The following is a 17,762-nucleotide window of genomic DNA, read 5'->3' on the forward strand; positions in this document are numbered from 1 at the left end:
TACCCGTCCCGCAAGCCTCGCCGCCCACGTTTCTCTTTCTTCCATATTCAATTGTCAAAAAACAGACACACATTCGTGTCAAAACCATCAAACCAAAACTCGAAAGTCTCAATCATCAGAACCAAACCTCTCGGTCAATTCCAGGTTTTCTCTAGAACGAAGGACATCGTCGCTAGCGGCGCCGCCGCCCTCGTCAGTGAGCGGGTTATAGAACTACACCCCTGATATAGTCAACAGCACCCGCGACAGAAAATACAGAAAAACACTAAGTGATTGGTTAGAAAGGGGTATTTTCGGTTTTCCGCGGTGTGGATAGTTTCGGCCCCACAAATCCCTCCGATTTGCAGGCCATTGCGCCTCCTTCGCTTCACCCAGTCTCGTGAGATTGTGGACACAGAGAGACGCCGATTGAATGGATACCCGGAGGATGAATGTCACCCTCCGGAGGTGAGCCAGTGTCGAGTCTTCCGTGCTGATCTCTATTCCTTTGCGCTATGGCTTGATTTCCAGCTCCTGGATCAAGTCGCCATCGAGAACGAAAAAGTAGCGCAGGTCGACCGGGCTGCCAGGAAAATTGCCGGTCAAATGGCTTGTCACCACTGTCCGGTTGCCCTCCGTTGCGATTTTGAACGGCTCGACAGTATATTCGTACTGCTTTGACGAACTGCTTTTCCAGTGACGAATTTCGTCCCGGCCCAGATGGGTTTTGCCTTCGTCCTTCACGAATGCGGTCTCGACGAAGCACTTGGAAACGCCGTCGGTGTCGCCATTCTTGTCTGCTTCAAAATAGGATGCGATTGCCTTTGGCAGTGCGATAGTCATAGTCAGTCTCCTTATTGACTTCATTGGATGTCGAGGGATGGTTCTGCGAGGTGGACCACATGCGCATTCAGCTGGTCTGTGAGCTCTGGCAGGTGGTGCTCAAACCGTCGGCACAGTTCCACCGTCGATGATGTATTCGGTGCCAGTTATCGATGCGGCACGGTCAGACGCGAGGAAGGCGATCAGGTTCGCGACTTCTTCCGGTTTTGAAGGCCGCCCAAGTGGAATACCGCCAAGTCCGTCCATGATGATCTTCCTGCCGGCTTCGTAATCGCCACCGGCCTGCTCGGCCAAACGCTCAACCAAGCGAACGGACGCTTGTGTCTCGATCCAGCCCGGAGAGACGCGCACCACGCGTACACCTTTGGGCGAGACCTCCTTGGACAACGACTTGCTGTAGGTGGAAAGAGCAGCTTTCGCTGCCGCATAGGCGGTCGTTGATTCCGGCAGAGGAAGGACCCGCTGAATAGAGGTAACGTGGATGACAACGCCACTACCCTGAGCAACCATGTCGGGCACGAGCTCCCTATCGAGGCGGACGGCCGGAAACAGGTTCAGATTCATCTCGGCATCCCAATGGTCATCACCCTGTGCCGCAAAGCCTCCAGCGGGGGACGACGAGCCACCTAACATGTGCACGATGGCGTCGACCCCTCCCAAGCGCTCTCGAACCGCATTTGATACAGCCAAAGCGCCATCGGCAGTCGTCAGATCGCATGCAAAGAAGTGGTCCTCCGGGAAGCCTTCCGGTCTAGAACGTGCCGTCGCCATGACCTGAGCTCCCAGATCACGAAACAGATCGACAGTGGCTCTGCCAGTTCCTTTCGTGCCCGCAGTGATGAGAACGCGCTTGTCTTTCAGATTGAGAAAATTGTCCATCAGAATGCCCTCTCTGTAGCGCCGTCGATCGGGTCCAGGCTTCGCGTATTGTGGCTCGACATGTCTGTCTCCTCGCTGTTGTTATCTTCATGAGGAGACTTAGCATTCGACAATTATAATAATAAGTGGGACAAAGCGGGATGAGGAATGACGAAAGTCGGGACAATGGAAAAGGCGGGATTGACGGAACTCAATGCGGTCATCGCAATCGCACGGAAAGGAACGTTTCGTGCGGCAGCCATTGATCTCAACATGTCAACGACTGCGCTTAGCCTTGCCATTAGTAAGTTGGAAGGCAATCTTGGTGTCCGCCTTTTCAATCGAACGACCCGCAGTGTATCTCTGACAGGCGCCGGGCGGCTCTTTGTGGAACAGGTTGGCCCTGCCCTCCAGGACATTCAAGGCGCGCTTGAAGCGGTCCGGTCAGAGCGCGACACGCCGTCTGGCACGATACGGATCAACGCAGCACCTTTCGCAGCGCGAGAGATCATTTCACCGCTCGTTCTGGATTTTCTTCGCCGCTACCCTGACATGGTCGTTGATATTGTGACCGAGGGTAGACTGGTTGATATCGTGGCTGACGGTTTCGACATCGGCGTCCGCGTTGCGGGCCTCGTCCCCACCGATATGATTACAGTCGCCCTGGGACGCCAGCAGCGATATGCCGTTGTTGCGTCACCCGGATATCTCGAAAAGAACGGCATCCCTTTAGTGCCGCCAGATCTTCTCAATCATCAATGTATTCGCGTACGATTGCCAGATGGGGCAGTCTTCAGATGGCGTTTCGAGAAGGACGGAGAGACGGCACAAATCGATGTTCGCGGGCAAATCATCCTGGATGAAGCAAGCCTTGCTAGAGTGGCGGTCCTGGAGGACACAGGCATCGGTTTCTTTATGGAGCAAAGCGTTCTGGCCGACATTGAAGAAGGTCGCCTCGTACGCATCCTGAATGACTGGACACCACCCTTCCCAGGACTTTGCCTCTACTATCCCGGACGCCGCAACCTGTCGGCGGGCGTGAAGGCATTTCTGGCATTGGCCCGGGTTCATGCTGCGGCTCAAGCCAGGTAGAGCCGCGGCGCATCTCACCACACGATGATCGATGCGCCGCACGTTTCCGACAATATTTGACGCTGACGTCAGCTCTTAGGAGCGAAACAAGCCCGTCCAAAGCCTGTTTAGAACTCTCTGCTGCTTCTGATCATAAAGTGAGATCGTGAAGAGCTTGTAAAGCACAGCATCCCGCGGATAAACGAAGGCTCACGGACATCCTTATCCACGAACGTTTGCGATGCGAGATTTCCATTGGCGTCTCTGACTCAGTTGGAGGCCTTGGCAATGACTTCAGGCTTCATCTGGTATTGATGATCGCGTACGCCAAAGCCTTACCCTTACCCTAGAACTCAAAATAACCCGGAGCGACTGGTCGCTCCTAGTTTGATTCATAACCTAGGAAGCGGGGGACCATGAACGAACCGCTCGCGACACCTAAAATCGCTCCACAAGCCGCTTTTGCAAAAATATTACAAACTTCAAGTTTCTCTCTTGCAAGCTGAACTTTGCGGTGCAATTCTGCATGAAAGGCACAAAGCCACGAGATAAAAATGGGAACTAAAAATGCTCGGACCGACAGGCCATCAAGATACATTTGCGCGCGATAATCTGCCGCCGGCTGACCAATGGCCGGAAATCAAGCTGGAAGGCTTCGATTATCCGGAGTGGCTTAACGCTGGTGTTGAACTGACCGACCGTATGGTCGAGCGCGGCTTTGGAGACAATACCGCCCTGATTGGCAACGGTCGGCGCCGGACCTATAAAGAACTGTCCGACTGGACCAACCGGATCGCGCTGGCACTGACCGAGGATTATGGTCTGAGGCCCGGCAATCGTGTGCTGATCCGCTCCGCGAACAATCCGGCCATGGTCGCCTGCTGGTTGGCCGCAACCAAGGCCGGCCTGATCGTCGTGAACACTATGCCGATGCTGCGCGCTGGCGAGTTGATCAAGACCATCGAAAAGGCCGAAATCCAGCTTTGCCTGTGCGATACCCGGTTGATGGAAGAAATGGTCACCGCAGCCAAGGATAGCAAATATCCGACTCTGGTGGTCGGTTTTGACGGTACGGCCAATCACGACGCGGAACTGGATCGCATCGCGCTCGGCAAATCTGTACTCTATCAAGCCGTCAAGACCGGCCGAGACGATGTGGCATTGCTCGGTTTCACATCCGGATCGACAGGTATTCCGAAAGCCACGATGCATTTCCATCGCGATCTGCTAATCATCGCCGACACATTTGCCAAGGAAGTGCTTGATGTGAAGCCGGATGACGTCTTCGTCGGATCGCCGCCGCTCGCCTTCACCTTCGGACTAGGCGGCCTGGCCATCTTCCCACTGCGTTTCGGCGCGGCGGCAACGTTGCTAGAAAGCGCGACCCCGGCGAAGATGATCGAAATCATCGAAACCTACAAGGCGACCATCAGTTGCACTGCGCCTACGGCTTACCGGGCAATGATGGCTGCGATGGATGGTGGTGCTGATCTCTCCTCGCTGCGCATTGCGGTGTCTGCCGGTGAAACATTGCCTGGCCCTGTATTCGAGGAATGGGTCCGCAAGACCGGCAAGCCGATCATCGACGGTATCGGCGCCACCGAGATGCTTCATATCTTCATCTCCAACCGCATCGGGGACACCAAGCCTTCCTGCACCGGAAAGCCGCTGACGGGTTATGAGGCGATTATTGTCGATGAGGACATGAACGAAGTGCCGCGAGGAACGGTGGGCCGCTTGGCGGTTAAGGGCCCGATCGGCTGCCGCTATCTCGCCGACGACCGACAGAAGGACTACGTACGCAACGGCTGGAATTTGACCGGCGACAGCTTCATTCAGGATGAAGAGGGCTATTTCCACTTTGCCGCACGCTCAGATGACATGATCGTTTCGGCTGGCTACAACATTGCAGGTCCGGAAGTGGAAGCAGCGTTGCTCAAACACGAGGCGGTGCTCGAATGCGCAGTGATCGGCGCATCGGATGAGGCACGCGGAACGATCGTTGAGGCACATGTCGTGCTAGCCAAAGGGACGGAGCCTAGCGAACTGATGGTCAAGACCCTGCAAGATCACGTCAAAGCAGTGATTGCACCTTACAAATATCCGCGCTCGATTATCTTCACCGAAGGTCTTCCGAAGACGGAATCTGGCAAAATCCAGCGCTTCAGGCTGAAGCAGAATTTGTCAGCGTAACCATACTGCACAAAAGGCGGACTTTGGCACGCATTTGAGATAAAAACTTCGACGCAAATGTGGAAGGTAATAAGACCTTCGGTGGAAATCTCGTCCACCGCTGGAATCTGGGAACTACACAACAATAAACGGGGATTCAATCACATGAAGAAAATACTTGCTGCAGCCACCATGGCGCTAAGCATCGGCACATCTGGCCTGGCTGTTGCCGAGCCGCTCAAGATCGGCCTGATCACCACGCTTTCTGGTGGAGGCGCCGGCCTCGGAATCGATACTCGCGACGGCTTCATGCTGGCGATCAAGAATTCCGGCAATAAGGAGATCACCGTCGTTACAGAGGACGATGCGCAGAAGCCTGAACTGGCTGTGCAGATTGCCGACAAGATGATTCAAAGCGACGAGGTCGACGTGCTGACTGGCATCGTCTGGTCGAACCTTTTGATGGCTGTCGTTCCGGGTGCAGTAGCGCAAGGCAAGTTTTACGTTTCAACCAACGCAGCCCCGGCAGCACTTGCTGGCAAAAACTGCAATGCGCTCTATTTCAATGCTGCCTACCAGAATGATAATCTTCATGAAGCCATGGGCGAATACGCTAACAAGGGCTACAAGAAGATGTTCATCCTGGCGCCGAACTATCCGGCCGGCAAGGATGCTCTGACCGGTTTCAAGCGTTATTACAAAGGCGAACTGGCAGCAGAAGTCTACACGCAAGTTGGCCAGACTGACTATGCGGCTGAAATCGCTCAGATGCGCGCATCCGGCGCCGATGGCATCTTCACCTTCCTGCCGGGCGGCATGGGCATCGCGTTCATGAAGCAGTTCGCCCAGTCTGGCGTCAAGATACCGGTCATGGGCCCGGGTTTTTCCTTCAGTCAGGATGTTCTGCCGGCAATCGGCGATGCCGCTCTCGGCGCGAAGGCATCCGGGCAATGGGTGCAGGATTTGGACAACCCGGCCAACAAGAAGTTCGTGACTGATTTCAAGAAGGAATATAACCGTCTTCCGTCGATCTATGCCGTCCAGGCCTATGATGCGGCTCAGCTCATCCTGTCGGCAGCCTCCAAGGCGAGCGTCAAGGATGCCAAGGCATTCGGTGCCGAACTCAAGAAGGCCGACATCCAGTCGCCGCGCGGAAAGTTCAAGTTCAACACCAACCAGCATCCCATCCAGGACATCTACCTCACGGAAGTGGTGAAGCTTGATGGCGTTCTTACCAATAAGACGGTCGAAAAAATCTTCACCGATCATGGCGATGCTTACGCTAAAGACTGCAAGATCTAAGGGTAGCACATGACCATCGCACTTGCTCTCGAGCAGTTGCTCAATGGCCTCCAGCTCGGCGTCATGTTGTTTCTCATGGCTGCCGGGCTGACGCTGATCTTCGGCGTCATGGGGTTGATCAACCTTGCTCACGGCTCACTCTACATGGTTGGTGCATTCGCATGCGCCACCGTTGCGGCGTGGACCGGCTCATTCTGGATCGGTTTGATAGCCAGCTTGGTCTGCGCCGCTGCGGCGGGCGCAATCATTGAGTTCATCGTGATCCGCAGACTTTATGGCAGCGATCACCTCGATCAGGTGCTCGCCACATTCGCGCTGATCCTGATATTTTCCGAAGGAACGCGCTGGATCTTCGGTTCCTTCCCGCTTTATCTCGATATCCCGCCTCTTCTGCAGGGTGCCGTCAGCCTGCCCGGTGGTGCGCAATATCCGCTCTATCGCCTTGCGGTCATCGCAGCCGGTGCCGCTGTTGCCTTCGGTCTTTATATGTTGATCTCAAAGACTCGTCTTGGCATGCGTATCCGTGCAGGAGAGAGCGATCGTGAGATGATCGGCGCGCTCGGTGTCGATATCCGTTCGCTCTACACCGTCGTTTTCGCTCTTGGTGCAGCGCTTGCGGGTTTGGCCGGTGCCATGGTGGGCGCTTTACAATCGGTTCAGGTCGGAATGGGCGAACCGGTCCTTATCCTCGCCTTCGTTGTCATCGTCATCGGTGGTATAGGCTCGATCAAAGGTGCGCTTTTGGGTGCATTATTGGTCGGCGTTGTCGATACGATGGGTCGTTTCTTGCTTCCCAAGCTGATGGCGCTCTTCGTAGAACCTGCTCAGGCGGGCATGATTGGCGCCGCAGCCGCGTCGATGCTGATCTACGTGGTGATGGCGTTCATCCTTGCCGTAAAGCCACGTGGCCTCTTTCCGGCGGCGCATGCGTGACATGATCCTAAATCGCGAAAACCTCATCAATCTCATTCTGGCCTCCTTGCTGCTCGCCGTACCGTTTGCGGCAAATGCGTTTGGCCAGCCCTTCTACATCACCCTCGCAACCCGTATAGCCATACTGGCGCTGGCGGCAACGGGTCTCAATCTGGCACTTGGCCTGGGCGGCCTGATCTCTTTCGGCCATGCTGCCTTCTTCGGCATCGGTGGTTATGCGGCGGGGATTCTCGCAAGCCATAGTTTCTCTGGCGACCCACTCCTGTTCGGCCTTTCGGGCACCAACCAGATGTGGATCGTCTGGATCGTCGCGGTCGCGGTCGCGGGGCTGGTCGGCCTGGCGATCGGCGCAATAAGCCTGCGCACATCAGGCGTTTATTTTATCATGATTACGCTCGCATTCGCGCAGATGGTCTATTATTTCGCTATCTCCTGGCCAGCCTATGGCGGTGAAGATGGGCTTTCGATGACAGTCCGTAATCAGCTGCCTGGCGTCATGACCATGCGACCGCTGAACTATTTCCTGATCTGTTATGTGATGCTGCTGGCCGTGATCGGGCTATTTGCACTGATCCGCGCTTCGCGGTTTGGCGCTGCCTTGCAATCTGCGCGACAGAATGACGTGCGCGTCGCAACGGTCGGCATCAATCCATACCGTATCCGTCTTACCGGTTTTGCAATCTCCGCAATGATCACCGGGCTGGCCGGCGCGTTGTTTGCCGATCTGAACCGCTTCGTCAGCCCGTCCATGTTGTCCTGGCATATGTCAGGGGAACTGATCGTGCTGATCATTCTCGGCGGTACGGGCAGATTGTTCGGCCCACTTGCTGGTGCTGCACTTTACGTCGTCTTCGAATATGCGCTGGGCGGCCTCACAGAGCGCTGGCAGTTCTTCCTCGGACTGATCCTCCTCGGCGTCGTGCTGTTTGCCCGTGGGGGATTGCTCGGGCTTCTTGCCGGAAAGGCCAGACATGGTTGAGCCCGTCCTCGAAATTTCGAACCTCGTCAAGAACTTTGGTGCGCTCAGAGCGACCGACGGTGTTACGATCGATCTCCGCCCAGGCGAGATTCATGCGCTAATCGGACCGAATGGCGCGGGGAAATCGACACTGATCCACCAGATCTGCGGCACCCTCAGACAGGATAGCGGCTCAATCCGCTTTGCCGGTCACGATATTAGCAGCCTTGGTGTAGCAGAACGCGCCCGTATCGGCCTCGGGCGTACCTTTCAGGTCTCGTCGCTTGCTCCAGAGTTTTCGGCTCTGCGCAATGTCATGCTGGCGGTCCAGGCCCGGCAGGGTTCCAGCTTCCGCTTCTTTAAGCCAGTCATGGCGGACAAGACGTTGATAGACGCGGCGATGGCAATGCTGGATCGCGTCGGGCTAAGCGCACGTGCGCGCATTCCGTCCGCAGAACTCTCCCATGGCGAACGCAGACAGCTTGAAATCGCCATGGCGCTTGCGTTGGGTTCGAAGGCATTCCTGCTGGACGAGCCGATGGCGGGCATGGGGCCTGAAGGCTCGAAATCGCTGACCCGATTTCTAGATACGTTGCGCCAGGAAGCTCCTATCCTGCTCGTCGAGCACGATATGGATGCCGTCTTCGCACTCGCTGACCGTATCTCGGTGCTGGTCTATGGCCGGGTCATCGCAACTGGGACAGTTGAAGAGATCCGTCGCGATCCCACAGTACGCACCGCTTATCTAGGAGATCACCCCTGATGCTGCTGGATGTTCAGGATATCACCACCTACTACGGTAGCAGTCAGGCGCTGTTTGGCGTCGCATTCCAGATGGCGGAGGGCGAGGTCGTCGCTTTAATGGGCCGTAATGGAATGGGGAAATCAACGACGATCAAGTCAATCTGCAACCTCATGCCGGCCAAGACAGGTCGTGTCATTTTCGATGGCACGTCAACCGACAGTCTGGCGTCGCATCGTGTGGCCAGGCTCGGTATTGGTCTGGTGCCGGAAGGCCGCCGCTGTTTCCCGAACCTGACGGTTTATGAAAACCTTGTCGCGGCTGCCCGTCCCGGCAGATGGACACTGGAACGTGTCAACGAGCTCTTCCCTCGGCTGCAGGAACGCCACACCCAGATGGCCAAATCCTTGTCGGGAGGGGAGCAGCAGATGCTGGCTATCGGTCGCGCGCTAATGACCAACCCGCGCCTGCTGATTCTCGACGAGGCGACCGAAGGCCTTGCCCCTGTTATACGCCAGGACATCTGGAAGGCGATCAAGCTGCTGAAAGCCGATGGATTGTCGATCCTAGTGGTGGACAAGACGCTATCAGAGCTTTTGCCGGTTGCGGATCGCTGCGTCATTCTAGAAAATGGCCGCAGTGCATGGTCTGGGGTGCCAGGCGAACTCACGTCTGACCTGCAGGATCGATATCTCGGGGTATAGGCAATGGAAGCAGAAGCGGTAGCAAGCGCCGATCTCGAAATGATCGTGCATGGCCCAAATGGTCGCAACAAGCCGGAGACCCGCCTGTGGCTGCGCATGCTGTCCACCACCAAGCTCATAACCAACGAAATCCGCCGCCGTCTTCGCTCGGAGTTCAGTGCCACGCTTCCACAATTCGACCTGATGGCACAATTATATCGGGAAAAGGATGGTTTGCGCTTGGGAGAGCTCTCCAAACGCACCATGGTCACCAATGGCAACGTGACTGGTCTAGTAGAGAGACTCGAGACTGATGGTTTCGTGCAGCGAGTCACGCCGGACGGCGATCGACGCGTCACTGTCGCCAAGCTAACACCGGCCGGAAACGACCTTTTTATTGCCATGGCCGCTGCCCACGAAGGCTGGCTGCGCGATATCATGGCCGATGTCGATGAAGCGATGATCTCTTCCTTATGGGCTGAGATCGGTGCTGTGAAGGCATCCGCCAGCAATCATCTTTCGGGCAGCGCCTTCGAGTAGCAGGCACGCCCATTCTGAAGAACCCGGCGGAGACATGAGATCTGCGAGGACGCATTGCGTTCCGCAGGAAGCGGCCTGTTTTGGCTCGCTCAGAATTGATCTGTATTTCTCCCCGAAACACCAGACACCAAGACACTCCCGTATGATCGGCTAACGCAAAGTAAGCTCTGACGTTTTACCAGTTGACAAATTCTCCGGCCTTAATATTTTAATCTTAAAATAAATTCGTGGCGGCGATTACGCCCCTAAAGTGGAGGGAACGACAATGCGTATCGTTTGTGTCGGCGGAGGCCCTGCAGGGCTGTATTTCGCTCTTTTGATGAAGAAGCTTCATCCCGAACATCACGTCACCGTCGTGGAGCGCAATCGTCCCTATGACACATTCGGTTGGGGCGTCGTTTTTTCAGACCAGACAATGGCATCCATGCAGGTTTGGGATAAGGAAAGCGCTGACGAGATCCAGCAGGCGTTTAATCACTGGGATGATATCGAGGTGCTGTTCAAAGGAACGCGCCAGCGCACGACAGGCCACGGTTTTGTTGGTATTGGCCGCAAGAAGCTGCTCAATATTTTGCAATCGCGCTGCGAAGCGCTTGGGGTAGAGCTGACATTCGAGACCGAAGTCGAGAGCGATCTGCAATACCCCGACGCTGACCTCTTGATCGTATCGGATGGCTTGAACTCGAAAATACGCAACAAATACACAGAGATATTCCAACCGGATATGGTGGTGCGGCCAAACCGTTATATCTGGCTTGGCACCAACAAGCTGTTCGATGCCTTCACTTTCGATTTTCGCAAAACGGACCATGGCTGGTTTCAGGCGCATATCTACAAGTTCGACGAGAACACCTCGACTTTCATCGTCGAGACGACGGAAGATGCCTATCAGGCCCATGGTCTGGGTCAGATGGACCAGCAGCAATCCGTCGATTTCTGCCAGGACCTTTTTGCCGAAACCCTTGATGGTTCGGAACTCATGACCAATGCGCGCCATATGCGTGGTAGTGCTTGGCTCAATTTCACCCGTTTGATCTGTGGCAAATGGAGCCATTTCAACGGCAATTCCCATGTCGTTTTGATGGGCGACGCCGCCCACACCGCCCATTTCGCCATTGGTTCCGGCACCAAGCTTGCGATTGACGATGCTATCGAGCTTGCCAACCAGTTTAACAAGGCCGGTCACGGCAAGGAGAGCATTCTCGATGTTCTCAAGACCTATGAGGACATTCGCCGCGTCGATGTTGCCCGCATCCAGAATGCGGCGCGCAACGCCATGGAATGGTTCGAGGTGGTGGGCCAGCGTTATGCCGATACACTGCCGCCAGAACAGTTCATGTATTCCATGCTGACCCGCTCCCAGCGCATCAGCCACGAAAACCTACGCCTGCGCGACAAGGATTGGCTGGAAGGCTACGAACACTGGTTTGCCCAGCAATCGGGCCTTCAGGTGAAGGATAATGAGCGCTGCGTTCCGCCGATGTTCACGCCCTATACACTGCGCGGTACCAAGCTTGCCAACCGTATCGTTGTGTCACCCATGGCGATGTATTCCGCGACCGATGGTATGCTGGGTGATTTCCACATGGTCCATCTGGGCGCGCGCGCCATGGGTGGAGCAGGTCTCGTCTTCGCCGAAATGACCTGCGTATCACCCGATGCCCGCATCACCCCCGGCTGCCTGGGGCTATGGAACGACGAACAGATCGTGGGCTGGAAACGGTTCGTGGATTTTGCCCACGCCAACAGCGCTGCGAAGGTTGGCATTCAGTTAGGCCATGCCGGACGCAAGGGTGCCACGAAGCTCGCTTGGGAAGGCATAGATCAGCCACTTGAAGAGGGTGCGTGGCCCTTGTTCTCGGCGTCAGCATTGCCTTATCTGAAGCACAGCGTCTTGCCCAAGGCAATGGACCGGACCGATATGGTTCGCGTCAAGGCTGATTTCGTTGCCGCCACCAGGCGAGCGGCTGAAACCGGCGCCGACTGGCTGGAACTGCATTGCGCTCACGGCTATCTGCTATCCAGCTTCTTGTCTCCACTCACGAATTTGCGGACAGACGAATACGGTGGCAGCCACGAAAACATGGCGCGCTATCCGCTAGAGGTGTTTGCGGCTGTTCGTGAACAGTGGCCTGAAAACAAGCCTATCTCGGTCCGTTTATCCTGCCATGACTGGGCCGAGGGCGGTAACACGCCGGAGGATGCGGCCATCTATGCCCAGATGTTCAAGGATGCAGGCGCTGATCTCATAGATTGCTCATCGGGTCAGGTGTCCAAGGAAGAAAAGCCTGTTTATGGCCGCCTGTTCCAGACGCCGTTCTCGGACAAGATTCGCAACGAAATCGGCATTCCGACCATCGCCGTCGGTGCGATTTCGGAAGCCGACCACGCTAATTCGATCATCTCGGCGGGCCGTGCCGATCTGTGCGCCGTCGCCCGTCCGCATCTTGCCGATCCGTCTTGGGCTCTCCACGAGGCCGCCAAGATTGGTCTGAAATCCATGGTGTGGCCGAAGCAATACATGTCTGCCAAAGCGCAATTCGAAGCCAATCTCGACCGCGCGGCGGCGATAAAGTGAGGCTGCCATGGTAACGCAGCCCCTCGAAGGCCACCACGCGGTGGTGACCGGAGCCGGAAGCGGAATCGGCGCGGCCATTGCCACGACGTTGGCAAAGGCCGGGGCCAAGGTTACGCTTGCCGGTCGCCGCCGCCAGCCGCTGGAAGATGTGGCCGCTACCATTGGTGGCAACTGCCTGGTGCTTGACGGCTTCGACGTCACCCAGCCGGACGCGATTGCCAAAGGACTGGAAGCAGCACGAAAGACATTCGGGTCTATCACCATTCTGGTCAATAATGCTGGTGAAGCACCGAGTGCGTCGTTCGAGAAGACCACGCTCGATATGTGGAGCCACGTGATCTCAGTCGATCTCACCGGCGTGTTCAACGTGACACAGGCCGCACTTGCCGATCTCAAGGCGCATGGTGCCGGTGCCCGCATCGTCAACATCGCATCGACGGCGGGGTTGACGGGTTATGCCTATGTCTCTGCTTACTGCGCCGCCAAGCATGGCGTCATCGGCATGACGCGGGCGCTCGCGCTGGAACTGGCGAAAAAGGGCGTGACCGTCAACGCCGTATGCCCCGGTTTTACCGACACCCCAATCATCCAGCGTTCGCTGGATACAATCATGGAAAAGACCGGTCGCAGCCGCGATGAGGCTTTGGCTGAATTCACCAAGTCTAACCCGCAGGCACGCCTGATCCGGCCGCAGGAAGTGGCCGACACCGTGTTGTGGCTGGCCTCGCCAGGTGCGGGCTCCATCACCGGACAGGCCATTGCGGTTGCCGGCGGCGAAGTCATGGTTGGCTGAGCAAGAAAAGCGAGAAAAACACATGCCCTTTACACTATCAAAACCAATGCGTTTTGGCGATTGCGACCTGACCGGAATCGCCTACCATCCAGCCTATCTATCCATGCTGGTCGACGTCAACGAAGCGATGTTCGCCTCCTTTGGCGTAACATGGAAAGAAATCATGTTCGATCGCAAGCTGGGCTTGCCGACCGTGACCATGAACCTAGAATTCAAGAAGCCCGCGGTCTACGGCGATGTGCTCGATTTCGCCGTGCATGTGCGCTCCATCGGTCGCGCCTCGCTCGATCTGGAAACTATCGTCACGGTGCGCGGCGACATCATCTGGACTGTGCGCCAGCGCATCGTGATGACATCCCTTACAGACCATAAATCCCACCCCTGGCCCGACGATATTCGCGCAGGCCTGACACGTTATCTGGAGCCAAGACATGATGCATGAAATCATCCAACCGGATGGATGGGCAAAGCCCATCGGTTATTCGAACGGCATCAGTGCCCGCGGACGCATCGTTCAGGTCGGCGGTCAGATCGGCTGGGATGCCCACTGCCAGTTCCATTCCGATGACTTTGTCGATCAGGTCCGCCAGACGCTTTTGAACATCGTCAGCGTGTTGGACGCTGCCAAGGCCAAGCCTGAACACATCATTCAGATGACATGGTATTTCACCGATCGTGAAGCCTACAAATCCCGCATGCGAGAAATCGGCGCGGTCTACCGCGAGATCATAGGGCGCCATTTTCCGCCCATGGCCGCCGTACAGGTGGTCGCGCTGATGGAGGATCGCGCCAAGATCGAAATCCAGTCGCTCGCTGTCGTGCCGGACTGATTTAACGTGAAAGAGGAGGAGACATTTATGACCAGCAAAGTCATGCCCGTGATTACGCGCAAGGGGCAGGAAGATACAGGAACCGGACAGTCCGGCGGTTGCGTTCGCATTTCAGGCGTTAGCCCGCAGCATACGCCCGCCACCAAAATCTGGTTCGGCAAAGTTTCCAATGATCCGGGCTATCGCTCCTACCCTCACCATCACGGAGAGGCCGAGACCGGCGGATATGTGCTGAAGGGCAAGGCTCGCATCTATTTTGGTGACAACTGGCAGGAATATCTCGACATGGAAGAGGGTGACTTCATCTTCGTCCCGCCCCACTGGCCGCATATCGAGGTCAACATGTCCACCACTGAAGAACTGGTCTGGCTGACGACCCGCACGCCCGACAACATCGTGGTCAATCTGCCCGATGTCGATGACAGCGTTCTGGTCGGCTTTAGGAGAGCAGAATGAAACTATTGAGACTTGGGGCGCTCGGCGCTGAAAAGCCCGCACTTCTGGCTGAAGACGGGACGTTACGCGATCTATCCGGCATCGTTGGTGATATCGCCGGTGAGACGCTGGGGGACGAGGCTCTTGACCGCATTCGTAGGGTAGATCCGATAAGCCTGCCGGTTGTCTCAGCTGAACGTATCGGCGCCTGTGTCGGCAATGTCGGCAAGTTCATCTGCGTCGGCCTGAATTATGCCGACCATGCCAAAGAGACCGGTAAAGAGCCGCCGCCCGAGCCGATCCTCTTCATGAAGGCAACGACCGCCGTTGTCGGCCCCAATGACGATGTCGAGATTCCCCGCACTTCCACCAAGACCGACTGGGAGGTCGAGCTTGGCGTGGTGATTGGCAAACGCGCCAAACATGTCAGCGAGGCCGACGCGCTGGCGCATGTCGCTGGCTACTGCGTGGTCAACGACGTCTCCGAGCGTGCCTTCCAGTCGGAGCGCGGCGGGCAATGGACCAAGGGCAAGAGCCACGATACGTTCGGGCCGATTGGTCCCTGGCTTGTCACGCGAGACGAGGTTGCAGATCCGCAGAACCTGTCGCTCTGGCTTGATGTCGATGGTCAGCGCCGCCAGACCGGCAACACCTCCACCATGATTTTCGGTGTGGCGCATCTTGTGAGTTACATCAGCCAGTTCATGACGCTGATGCCGGGTGATGTGATCGCAACCGGCACACCGCCGGGCGTTGGCATGGGTATCAGGCCAACGCCGGTCTTCCTCCAAGTGGGTCAAGTCATGACACTGGGTATCGAAGGTCTGGGCGAACAGCGTCAGACGACCATAGGCGCGAGGGCATAACCATGAGCGATCTCAAAGGCCGTCTGGCCATCGTTACCGGCGGCGCGCGCGGACAGGGCGAAGCCGAGGCACGGCTGTTCGCGTCCAAGGGCGCTGCCGTTATCATTGCCGATGTTCTGGCAGACGAAGGCCGCACCTTGGCTCAGAGCTTGCAGGATGACGGGTTCGAAGCCCGCTTCGTCCATCTGGATGTGACCGATCCCGCAAGCTGGGCGGGCGTGGTTGCTCTCGCTACAGAGTGGAAAGGCCGCATCGACATTCTTGTGAATAATGCGGGTATCATCAATCGTTCGACAGTTGCCACAACTGGTCTGGAAGCATGGGAACGCGTGCTGAAGGTGAACCTGACGGGCGCATTCCTCGGCATTCAGGCGGTAACCGAATGCATGGCGGGAAGCGGTGGCGGCTCCATCATCAACATTTCCTCCAATAGCGGCTTTTCCGGCCATTACGACCCGGCATATACCGCCAGCAAGTGGGGCCTGCGTGGTCTGACCCGCAGTGCGGCTATGGAGCTGGTTTCGAAGAACATACGCGTCAATGCCGTCTGCCCTGGCCTCGTCGTCACCGGCCTCAACGCCAGCAGCCCGCATTTGAAGCCGATGATCGAGATGACTCCGATGAAGCGCAGCGGAAAACCGGAGGAGATTGCCGAACTCGTGCTGTTTCTGGCCTCCGACGCATCCAGCTTCATCACCGGCGAGGACTTCGTCATTGATGGAGGCTTTACGGCCGGCTCTGCATATCGCCGGGTAGCGACTGAGACTGGCATTTTTGAAACCTGAGGGGGACAAGACAATGCGCTACAAAGTGAAGGACTGGACCTGGGTATACGATAACGCGGCCAATATACCCAAGTCAGAGGACTGGCCAAGCGTTTGGATCGAGCCGGCGCAACAGGCGCGTGAGCATTTGGCCTCGGCGGGCCGAGCTCAACTGGATCTTGCCTACGGTGAAGCCGAGCGAGAACGCTTCGACCTTTTTCTGCCCGACGCAAAACCGGATGGACTTGTCATTTTCGTACACGGCGGGTTCTGGATGAACCTTGATAAGAGTTTTTGGTCTCATCTGTCGGCCGGTCCTCTCGCACACAACTACGCTTTTGCCGTGCCGAGCTATACGTTGGCGCCGCAGGCGAGAATTGCCGACATAACCCGCGCCATCGGCAAAGCCGTTTCAGCGGCAGCCGAACGCGTGCAGGGACCTATCCGTCTTGTCGGCCACTCGGCAGGCGGACATCTGGTTACAAGGATGATCACCACCACCACGCCTTTGGCACCTGTCATTTCTAACCGCATTGAAAAGACTGTGTCGATCTCTGGTATCCATGATCTAAGACCGATGATCTGGACAAAGCGCAATACGACTCTTGCCATCGATGCAGCAGAGGCTGCCCGCGAGAGCCCCGCGCTTCTCGAGCCTTTGCACGATACACGCCTTGTCTGCTGGGCAGGGGAACGTGAAACGTCCGAATTCCTTCGGCAAAATGCACTTCTGGCAAATATCTGGCTCGGCCTCGGGGCGGAAACTGAAGTGGTAGTAGAACCGGATCGGCACCATTTTAATGTCATCGATGGACTGACCGATTCCCACCACCCGCTAACGCATGCGCTTTTTAGTTGAGTTTAGCTGGTTAGGCAGCAATGGGTGCTGCTCCGTGGTATAGCACAGTGTCAATTTGGAGAAGCGACGATGCCCCTCCCCGCTGCGTTGAACGGCCGGCCGCCGGCCGCGGGTTTACTCATCGGATGCGCATATTCGTTGCGTTGGCCAACATCTAACGTTGGTCCGCGGACTTAAGGGAGGAAGGCAGATTACCCAACAGCGTGGCCCGACCTTGGATGCCGGGACTGGCACGTACCATATCATGAGAACGGCCAAGGGACGACAGGCGTGCGGTCAGTACTTTGGTCATTTCCTTTGACGGCCCTTAAGGTCAACGACGCATTCTTGCATGCACAGAGGTCAGGGGCGGCGCTTCTTTTCGCTGCGCTCTGCGGCCAGTAAAGTTTCCAGAAGTCTGCTCATTCCATCGTCATTGCACGGCAAATCCTTGACTCGACTTTGCCTGATGGCCTGCCTGATCATGCCGTCGCTCAGATAACGCGACAGTTGATGCGATTGCTCTGTCATTGAAATATCCCTGTTCCCGCATCCGAAACTATAACTGTCGATTTAG

The 17,762-nt window shown here is 56.5% G+C and carries 19 protein-coding genes and 1 pseudogene; 16 read left to right on the top strand and 4 right to left on the bottom strand.

All coding sequences use genetic code 11. The features are described 5' to 3' along the window. Positions 1-492: 492 nt before the first annotated feature. Together ACQZ51_RS16425 and ACQZ51_RS16430 are read right to left on the bottom strand one after the other, a co-directional pair. Positions 493-822 carry a nuclear transport factor 2 family protein gene (locus ACQZ51_RS16425; RefSeq protein WP_448778802.1) on the bottom strand — a complete coding sequence of 110 codons (330 nt, stop codon included), beginning with the start codon at positions 820-822 and terminating at the stop codon, positions 493-495. 99 nt (positions 823-921) lie between these two features. Continuing rightward, complete coding sequence (locus ACQZ51_RS16430; RefSeq protein WP_448778804.1) at positions 922-1,701, bottom strand: SDR family oxidoreductase; 780 nt, start codon at positions 1,699-1,701, stop codon at positions 922-924. Positions 1,702-1,866: 165 nt separating this feature from the next. Here ACQZ51_RS16430 and ACQZ51_RS16435 point away from each other — a divergent pair, with 165 nt between their 5' ends. Then, a complete protein-coding gene (locus tag ACQZ51_RS16435) occupies positions 1,867-2,772 on the top strand; it encodes a LysR substrate-binding domain-containing protein (RefSeq protein WP_448779209.1) in 906 nt (301 codons plus the stop codon). A 75-nt stretch (positions 2,773-2,847) separates the two neighbouring features. On the opposite strand, the pseudogene ACQZ51_RS16440 reads toward ACQZ51_RS16435, so the two are convergent. Next, a pseudogene (locus tag ACQZ51_RS16440) lies at positions 2,848-3,062 on the bottom strand (spermidine/putrescine ABC transporter substrate-binding protein PotF); the annotation flags it as partial. 256 nt (positions 3,063-3,318) lie between these two features. Here ACQZ51_RS16440 and ACQZ51_RS16445 point away from each other — a divergent pair. The 15 genes from ACQZ51_RS16445 (at position 3,319) to ACQZ51_RS16515 (ending at position 17,206) form a co-directional block, all read left to right on the top strand. Further along, positions 3,319-4,944 carry an AMP-binding protein gene (locus ACQZ51_RS16445; protein ID WP_448778806.1) on the top strand — a complete coding sequence of 542 codons (1,626 nt, stop codon included), beginning with the start codon at positions 3,319-3,321 and terminating at the stop codon, positions 4,942-4,944. A 144-nt stretch (positions 4,945-5,088) separates the two neighbouring features. Then, a complete protein-coding gene (locus tag ACQZ51_RS16450; protein WP_448778808.1) occupies positions 5,089-6,225 on the top strand; it encodes an ABC transporter substrate-binding protein in 1,137 nt (378 codons plus the stop codon). 9 nt (positions 6,226-6,234) lie between these two features. Continuing rightward, positions 6,235-7,158 (top strand): branched-chain amino acid ABC transporter permease, encoded by a 924-nt coding sequence (locus ACQZ51_RS16455; RefSeq protein WP_448778810.1) that lies wholly within the window; start codon positions 6,235-6,237, stop codon positions 7,156-7,158. Next, on the top strand, positions 7,151-8,137 hold the full coding sequence (locus tag ACQZ51_RS16460; protein WP_448778812.1) for a branched-chain amino acid ABC transporter permease: 987 nt from the start codon (positions 7,151-7,153) through the stop codon (positions 8,135-8,137). The genes ACQZ51_RS16455 and ACQZ51_RS16460 overlap by 8 nt, the downstream gene beginning before the upstream one ends. After that, positions 8,130-8,879: an ABC transporter ATP-binding protein gene (locus tag ACQZ51_RS16465; protein WP_448778814.1), complete on the top strand. Its 750-nt coding sequence runs from the start codon at positions 8,130-8,132 to the stop codon at positions 8,877-8,879. Before ACQZ51_RS16460 ends, ACQZ51_RS16465 begins: the two co-directional genes overlap by 8 nt. Then, positions 8,879-9,562: an ABC transporter ATP-binding protein gene (locus ACQZ51_RS16470; RefSeq protein ID WP_448778816.1), complete on the top strand. Its 684-nt coding sequence runs from the start codon at positions 8,879-8,881 to the stop codon at positions 9,560-9,562. The genes ACQZ51_RS16465 and ACQZ51_RS16470 overlap by 1 nt, the downstream gene beginning before the upstream one ends. A 3-nt stretch (positions 9,563-9,565) precedes the next feature. Next, the gene (locus tag ACQZ51_RS16475) at positions 9,566-10,081 is read left to right on the top strand and encodes a MarR family winged helix-turn-helix transcriptional regulator (protein ID WP_448778818.1); all 516 of its coding nucleotides are present in this window, start codon (positions 9,566-9,568) and stop codon (positions 10,079-10,081) included. Between the two features lie 265 nt (positions 10,082-10,346). Beyond that, entirely contained in the window at positions 10,347-12,659 is a 2,313-nt protein-coding gene (locus ACQZ51_RS16480) for a bifunctional salicylyl-CoA 5-hydroxylase/oxidoreductase (RefSeq protein ID WP_448778820.1), read from the top strand. Between the two features lie 7 nt (positions 12,660-12,666). Next, positions 12,667-13,452, top strand: a complete 786-nt coding sequence (locus tag ACQZ51_RS16485) for an SDR family NAD(P)-dependent oxidoreductase (protein ID WP_448778822.1) — start codon at positions 12,667-12,669, stop codon at positions 13,450-13,452. Positions 13,453-13,474: 22 nt separating this feature from the next. Then, positions 13,475-13,894: an acyl-CoA thioesterase gene (locus ACQZ51_RS16490; RefSeq protein WP_448778824.1), complete on the top strand. Its 420-nt coding sequence runs from the start codon at positions 13,475-13,477 to the stop codon at positions 13,892-13,894. After that, positions 13,887-14,282, top strand: coding sequence for a RidA family protein (locus ACQZ51_RS16495; RefSeq protein WP_448779211.1), 396 nt, complete (start codon positions 13,887-13,889; stop codon positions 14,280-14,282). Before ACQZ51_RS16490 ends, ACQZ51_RS16495 begins: the two co-directional genes overlap by 8 nt. Before the next feature lie 27 nt (positions 14,283-14,309). Next, positions 14,310-14,738, top strand: coding sequence for a cupin domain-containing protein (locus tag ACQZ51_RS16500; RefSeq protein ID WP_448778825.1), 429 nt, complete (start codon positions 14,310-14,312; stop codon positions 14,736-14,738). Further along, complete coding sequence (locus ACQZ51_RS16505; RefSeq protein WP_448778827.1) at positions 14,735-15,583, top strand: fumarylacetoacetate hydrolase family protein; 849 nt, start codon at positions 14,735-14,737, stop codon at positions 15,581-15,583. Before ACQZ51_RS16500 ends, ACQZ51_RS16505 begins: the two co-directional genes overlap by 4 nt. Positions 15,584-15,585: 2 nt before the next feature. Then, complete coding sequence (locus tag ACQZ51_RS16510; RefSeq protein ID WP_448778828.1) at positions 15,586-16,368, top strand: SDR family NAD(P)-dependent oxidoreductase; 783 nt, start codon at positions 15,586-15,588, stop codon at positions 16,366-16,368. Positions 16,369-16,381: 13 nt separating this feature from the next. Then, on the top strand, positions 16,382-17,206 hold the full coding sequence (locus ACQZ51_RS16515) for an alpha/beta hydrolase (protein WP_448778829.1): 825 nt from the start codon (positions 16,382-16,384) through the stop codon (positions 17,204-17,206). A gap of 342 nt (positions 17,207-17,548) precedes the next feature. Here the strand turns inward: ACQZ51_RS16515 and ACQZ51_RS16520 are convergent, their stop codons facing one another. Then, positions 17,549-17,716, bottom strand: a complete 168-nt coding sequence (locus ACQZ51_RS16520) for a hypothetical protein (RefSeq protein WP_448778831.1) — start codon at positions 17,714-17,716, stop codon at positions 17,549-17,551. Positions 17,717-17,762 lie beyond the last annotated feature (46 nt).

This window comes from Agrobacterium sp. CG674, from assembly GCF_053521645.1.

Excerpts from the sequence above, each read along its gene's own strand:
- ACQZ51_RS16445 (WP_448778806.1), top strand. The coding sequence starts at position 3,319 with ATGCTCGGACCGACAGGCCATCAAGATACATTTGCGCGCGATAATCTG.
- ACQZ51_RS16425 (WP_448778802.1), bottom strand. The coding sequence starts at position 822 with ATGACTATCGCACTGCCAAAGGCAATCGCATCCTATTTTGAAGCAGAC.
- ACQZ51_RS16450 (WP_448778808.1), top strand. The coding sequence starts at position 5,089 with ATGAAGAAAATACTTGCTGCAGCCACCATGGCGCTAAGCATCGGCACA.
- ACQZ51_RS16435 (WP_448779209.1), top strand. The coding sequence starts at position 1,867 with ATGGAAAAGGCGGGATTGACGGAACTCAATGCGGTCATCGCAATCGCA.
- ACQZ51_RS16510 (WP_448778828.1), top strand. The coding sequence starts at position 15,586 with ATGAGCGATCTCAAAGGCCGTCTGGCCATCGTTACCGGCGGCGCGCGC.
- ACQZ51_RS16470 (WP_448778816.1), top strand. The coding sequence starts at position 8,879 with ATGCTGCTGGATGTTCAGGATATCACCACCTACTACGGTAGCAGTCAG.
- ACQZ51_RS16520 (WP_448778831.1), bottom strand. The coding sequence starts at position 17,716 with ATGACAGAGCAATCGCATCAACTGTCGCGTTATCTGAGCGACGGCATG.
- ACQZ51_RS16500 (WP_448778825.1), top strand. The coding sequence starts at position 14,310 with ATGACCAGCAAAGTCATGCCCGTGATTACGCGCAAGGGGCAGGAAGAT.
- ACQZ51_RS16455 (WP_448778810.1), top strand. The coding sequence starts at position 6,235 with ATGACCATCGCACTTGCTCTCGAGCAGTTGCTCAATGGCCTCCAGCTC.
- ACQZ51_RS16480 (WP_448778820.1), top strand. The coding sequence starts at position 10,347 with ATGCGTATCGTTTGTGTCGGCGGAGGCCCTGCAGGGCTGTATTTCGCT.
- ACQZ51_RS16430 (WP_448778804.1), bottom strand. The coding sequence starts at position 1,701 with ATGGACAATTTTCTCAATCTGAAAGACAAGCGCGTTCTCATCACTGCG.
- ACQZ51_RS16475 (WP_448778818.1), top strand. The coding sequence starts at position 9,566 with ATGGAAGCAGAAGCGGTAGCAAGCGCCGATCTCGAAATGATCGTGCAT.
- ACQZ51_RS16495 (WP_448779211.1), top strand. The coding sequence starts at position 13,887 with ATGCATGAAATCATCCAACCGGATGGATGGGCAAAGCCCATCGGTTAT.
- ACQZ51_RS16460 (WP_448778812.1), top strand. The coding sequence starts at position 7,151 with ATGCGTGACATGATCCTAAATCGCGAAAACCTCATCAATCTCATTCTG.
- ACQZ51_RS16465 (WP_448778814.1), top strand. The coding sequence starts at position 8,130 with ATGGTTGAGCCCGTCCTCGAAATTTCGAACCTCGTCAAGAACTTTGGT.
- ACQZ51_RS16485 (WP_448778822.1), top strand. The coding sequence starts at position 12,667 with ATGGTAACGCAGCCCCTCGAAGGCCACCACGCGGTGGTGACCGGAGCC.
- ACQZ51_RS16515 (WP_448778829.1), top strand. The coding sequence starts at position 16,382 with ATGCGCTACAAAGTGAAGGACTGGACCTGGGTATACGATAACGCGGCC.
- ACQZ51_RS16505 (WP_448778827.1), top strand. The coding sequence starts at position 14,735 with ATGAAACTATTGAGACTTGGGGCGCTCGGCGCTGAAAAGCCCGCACTT.
- ACQZ51_RS16490 (WP_448778824.1), top strand. The coding sequence starts at position 13,475 with ATGCCCTTTACACTATCAAAACCAATGCGTTTTGGCGATTGCGACCTG.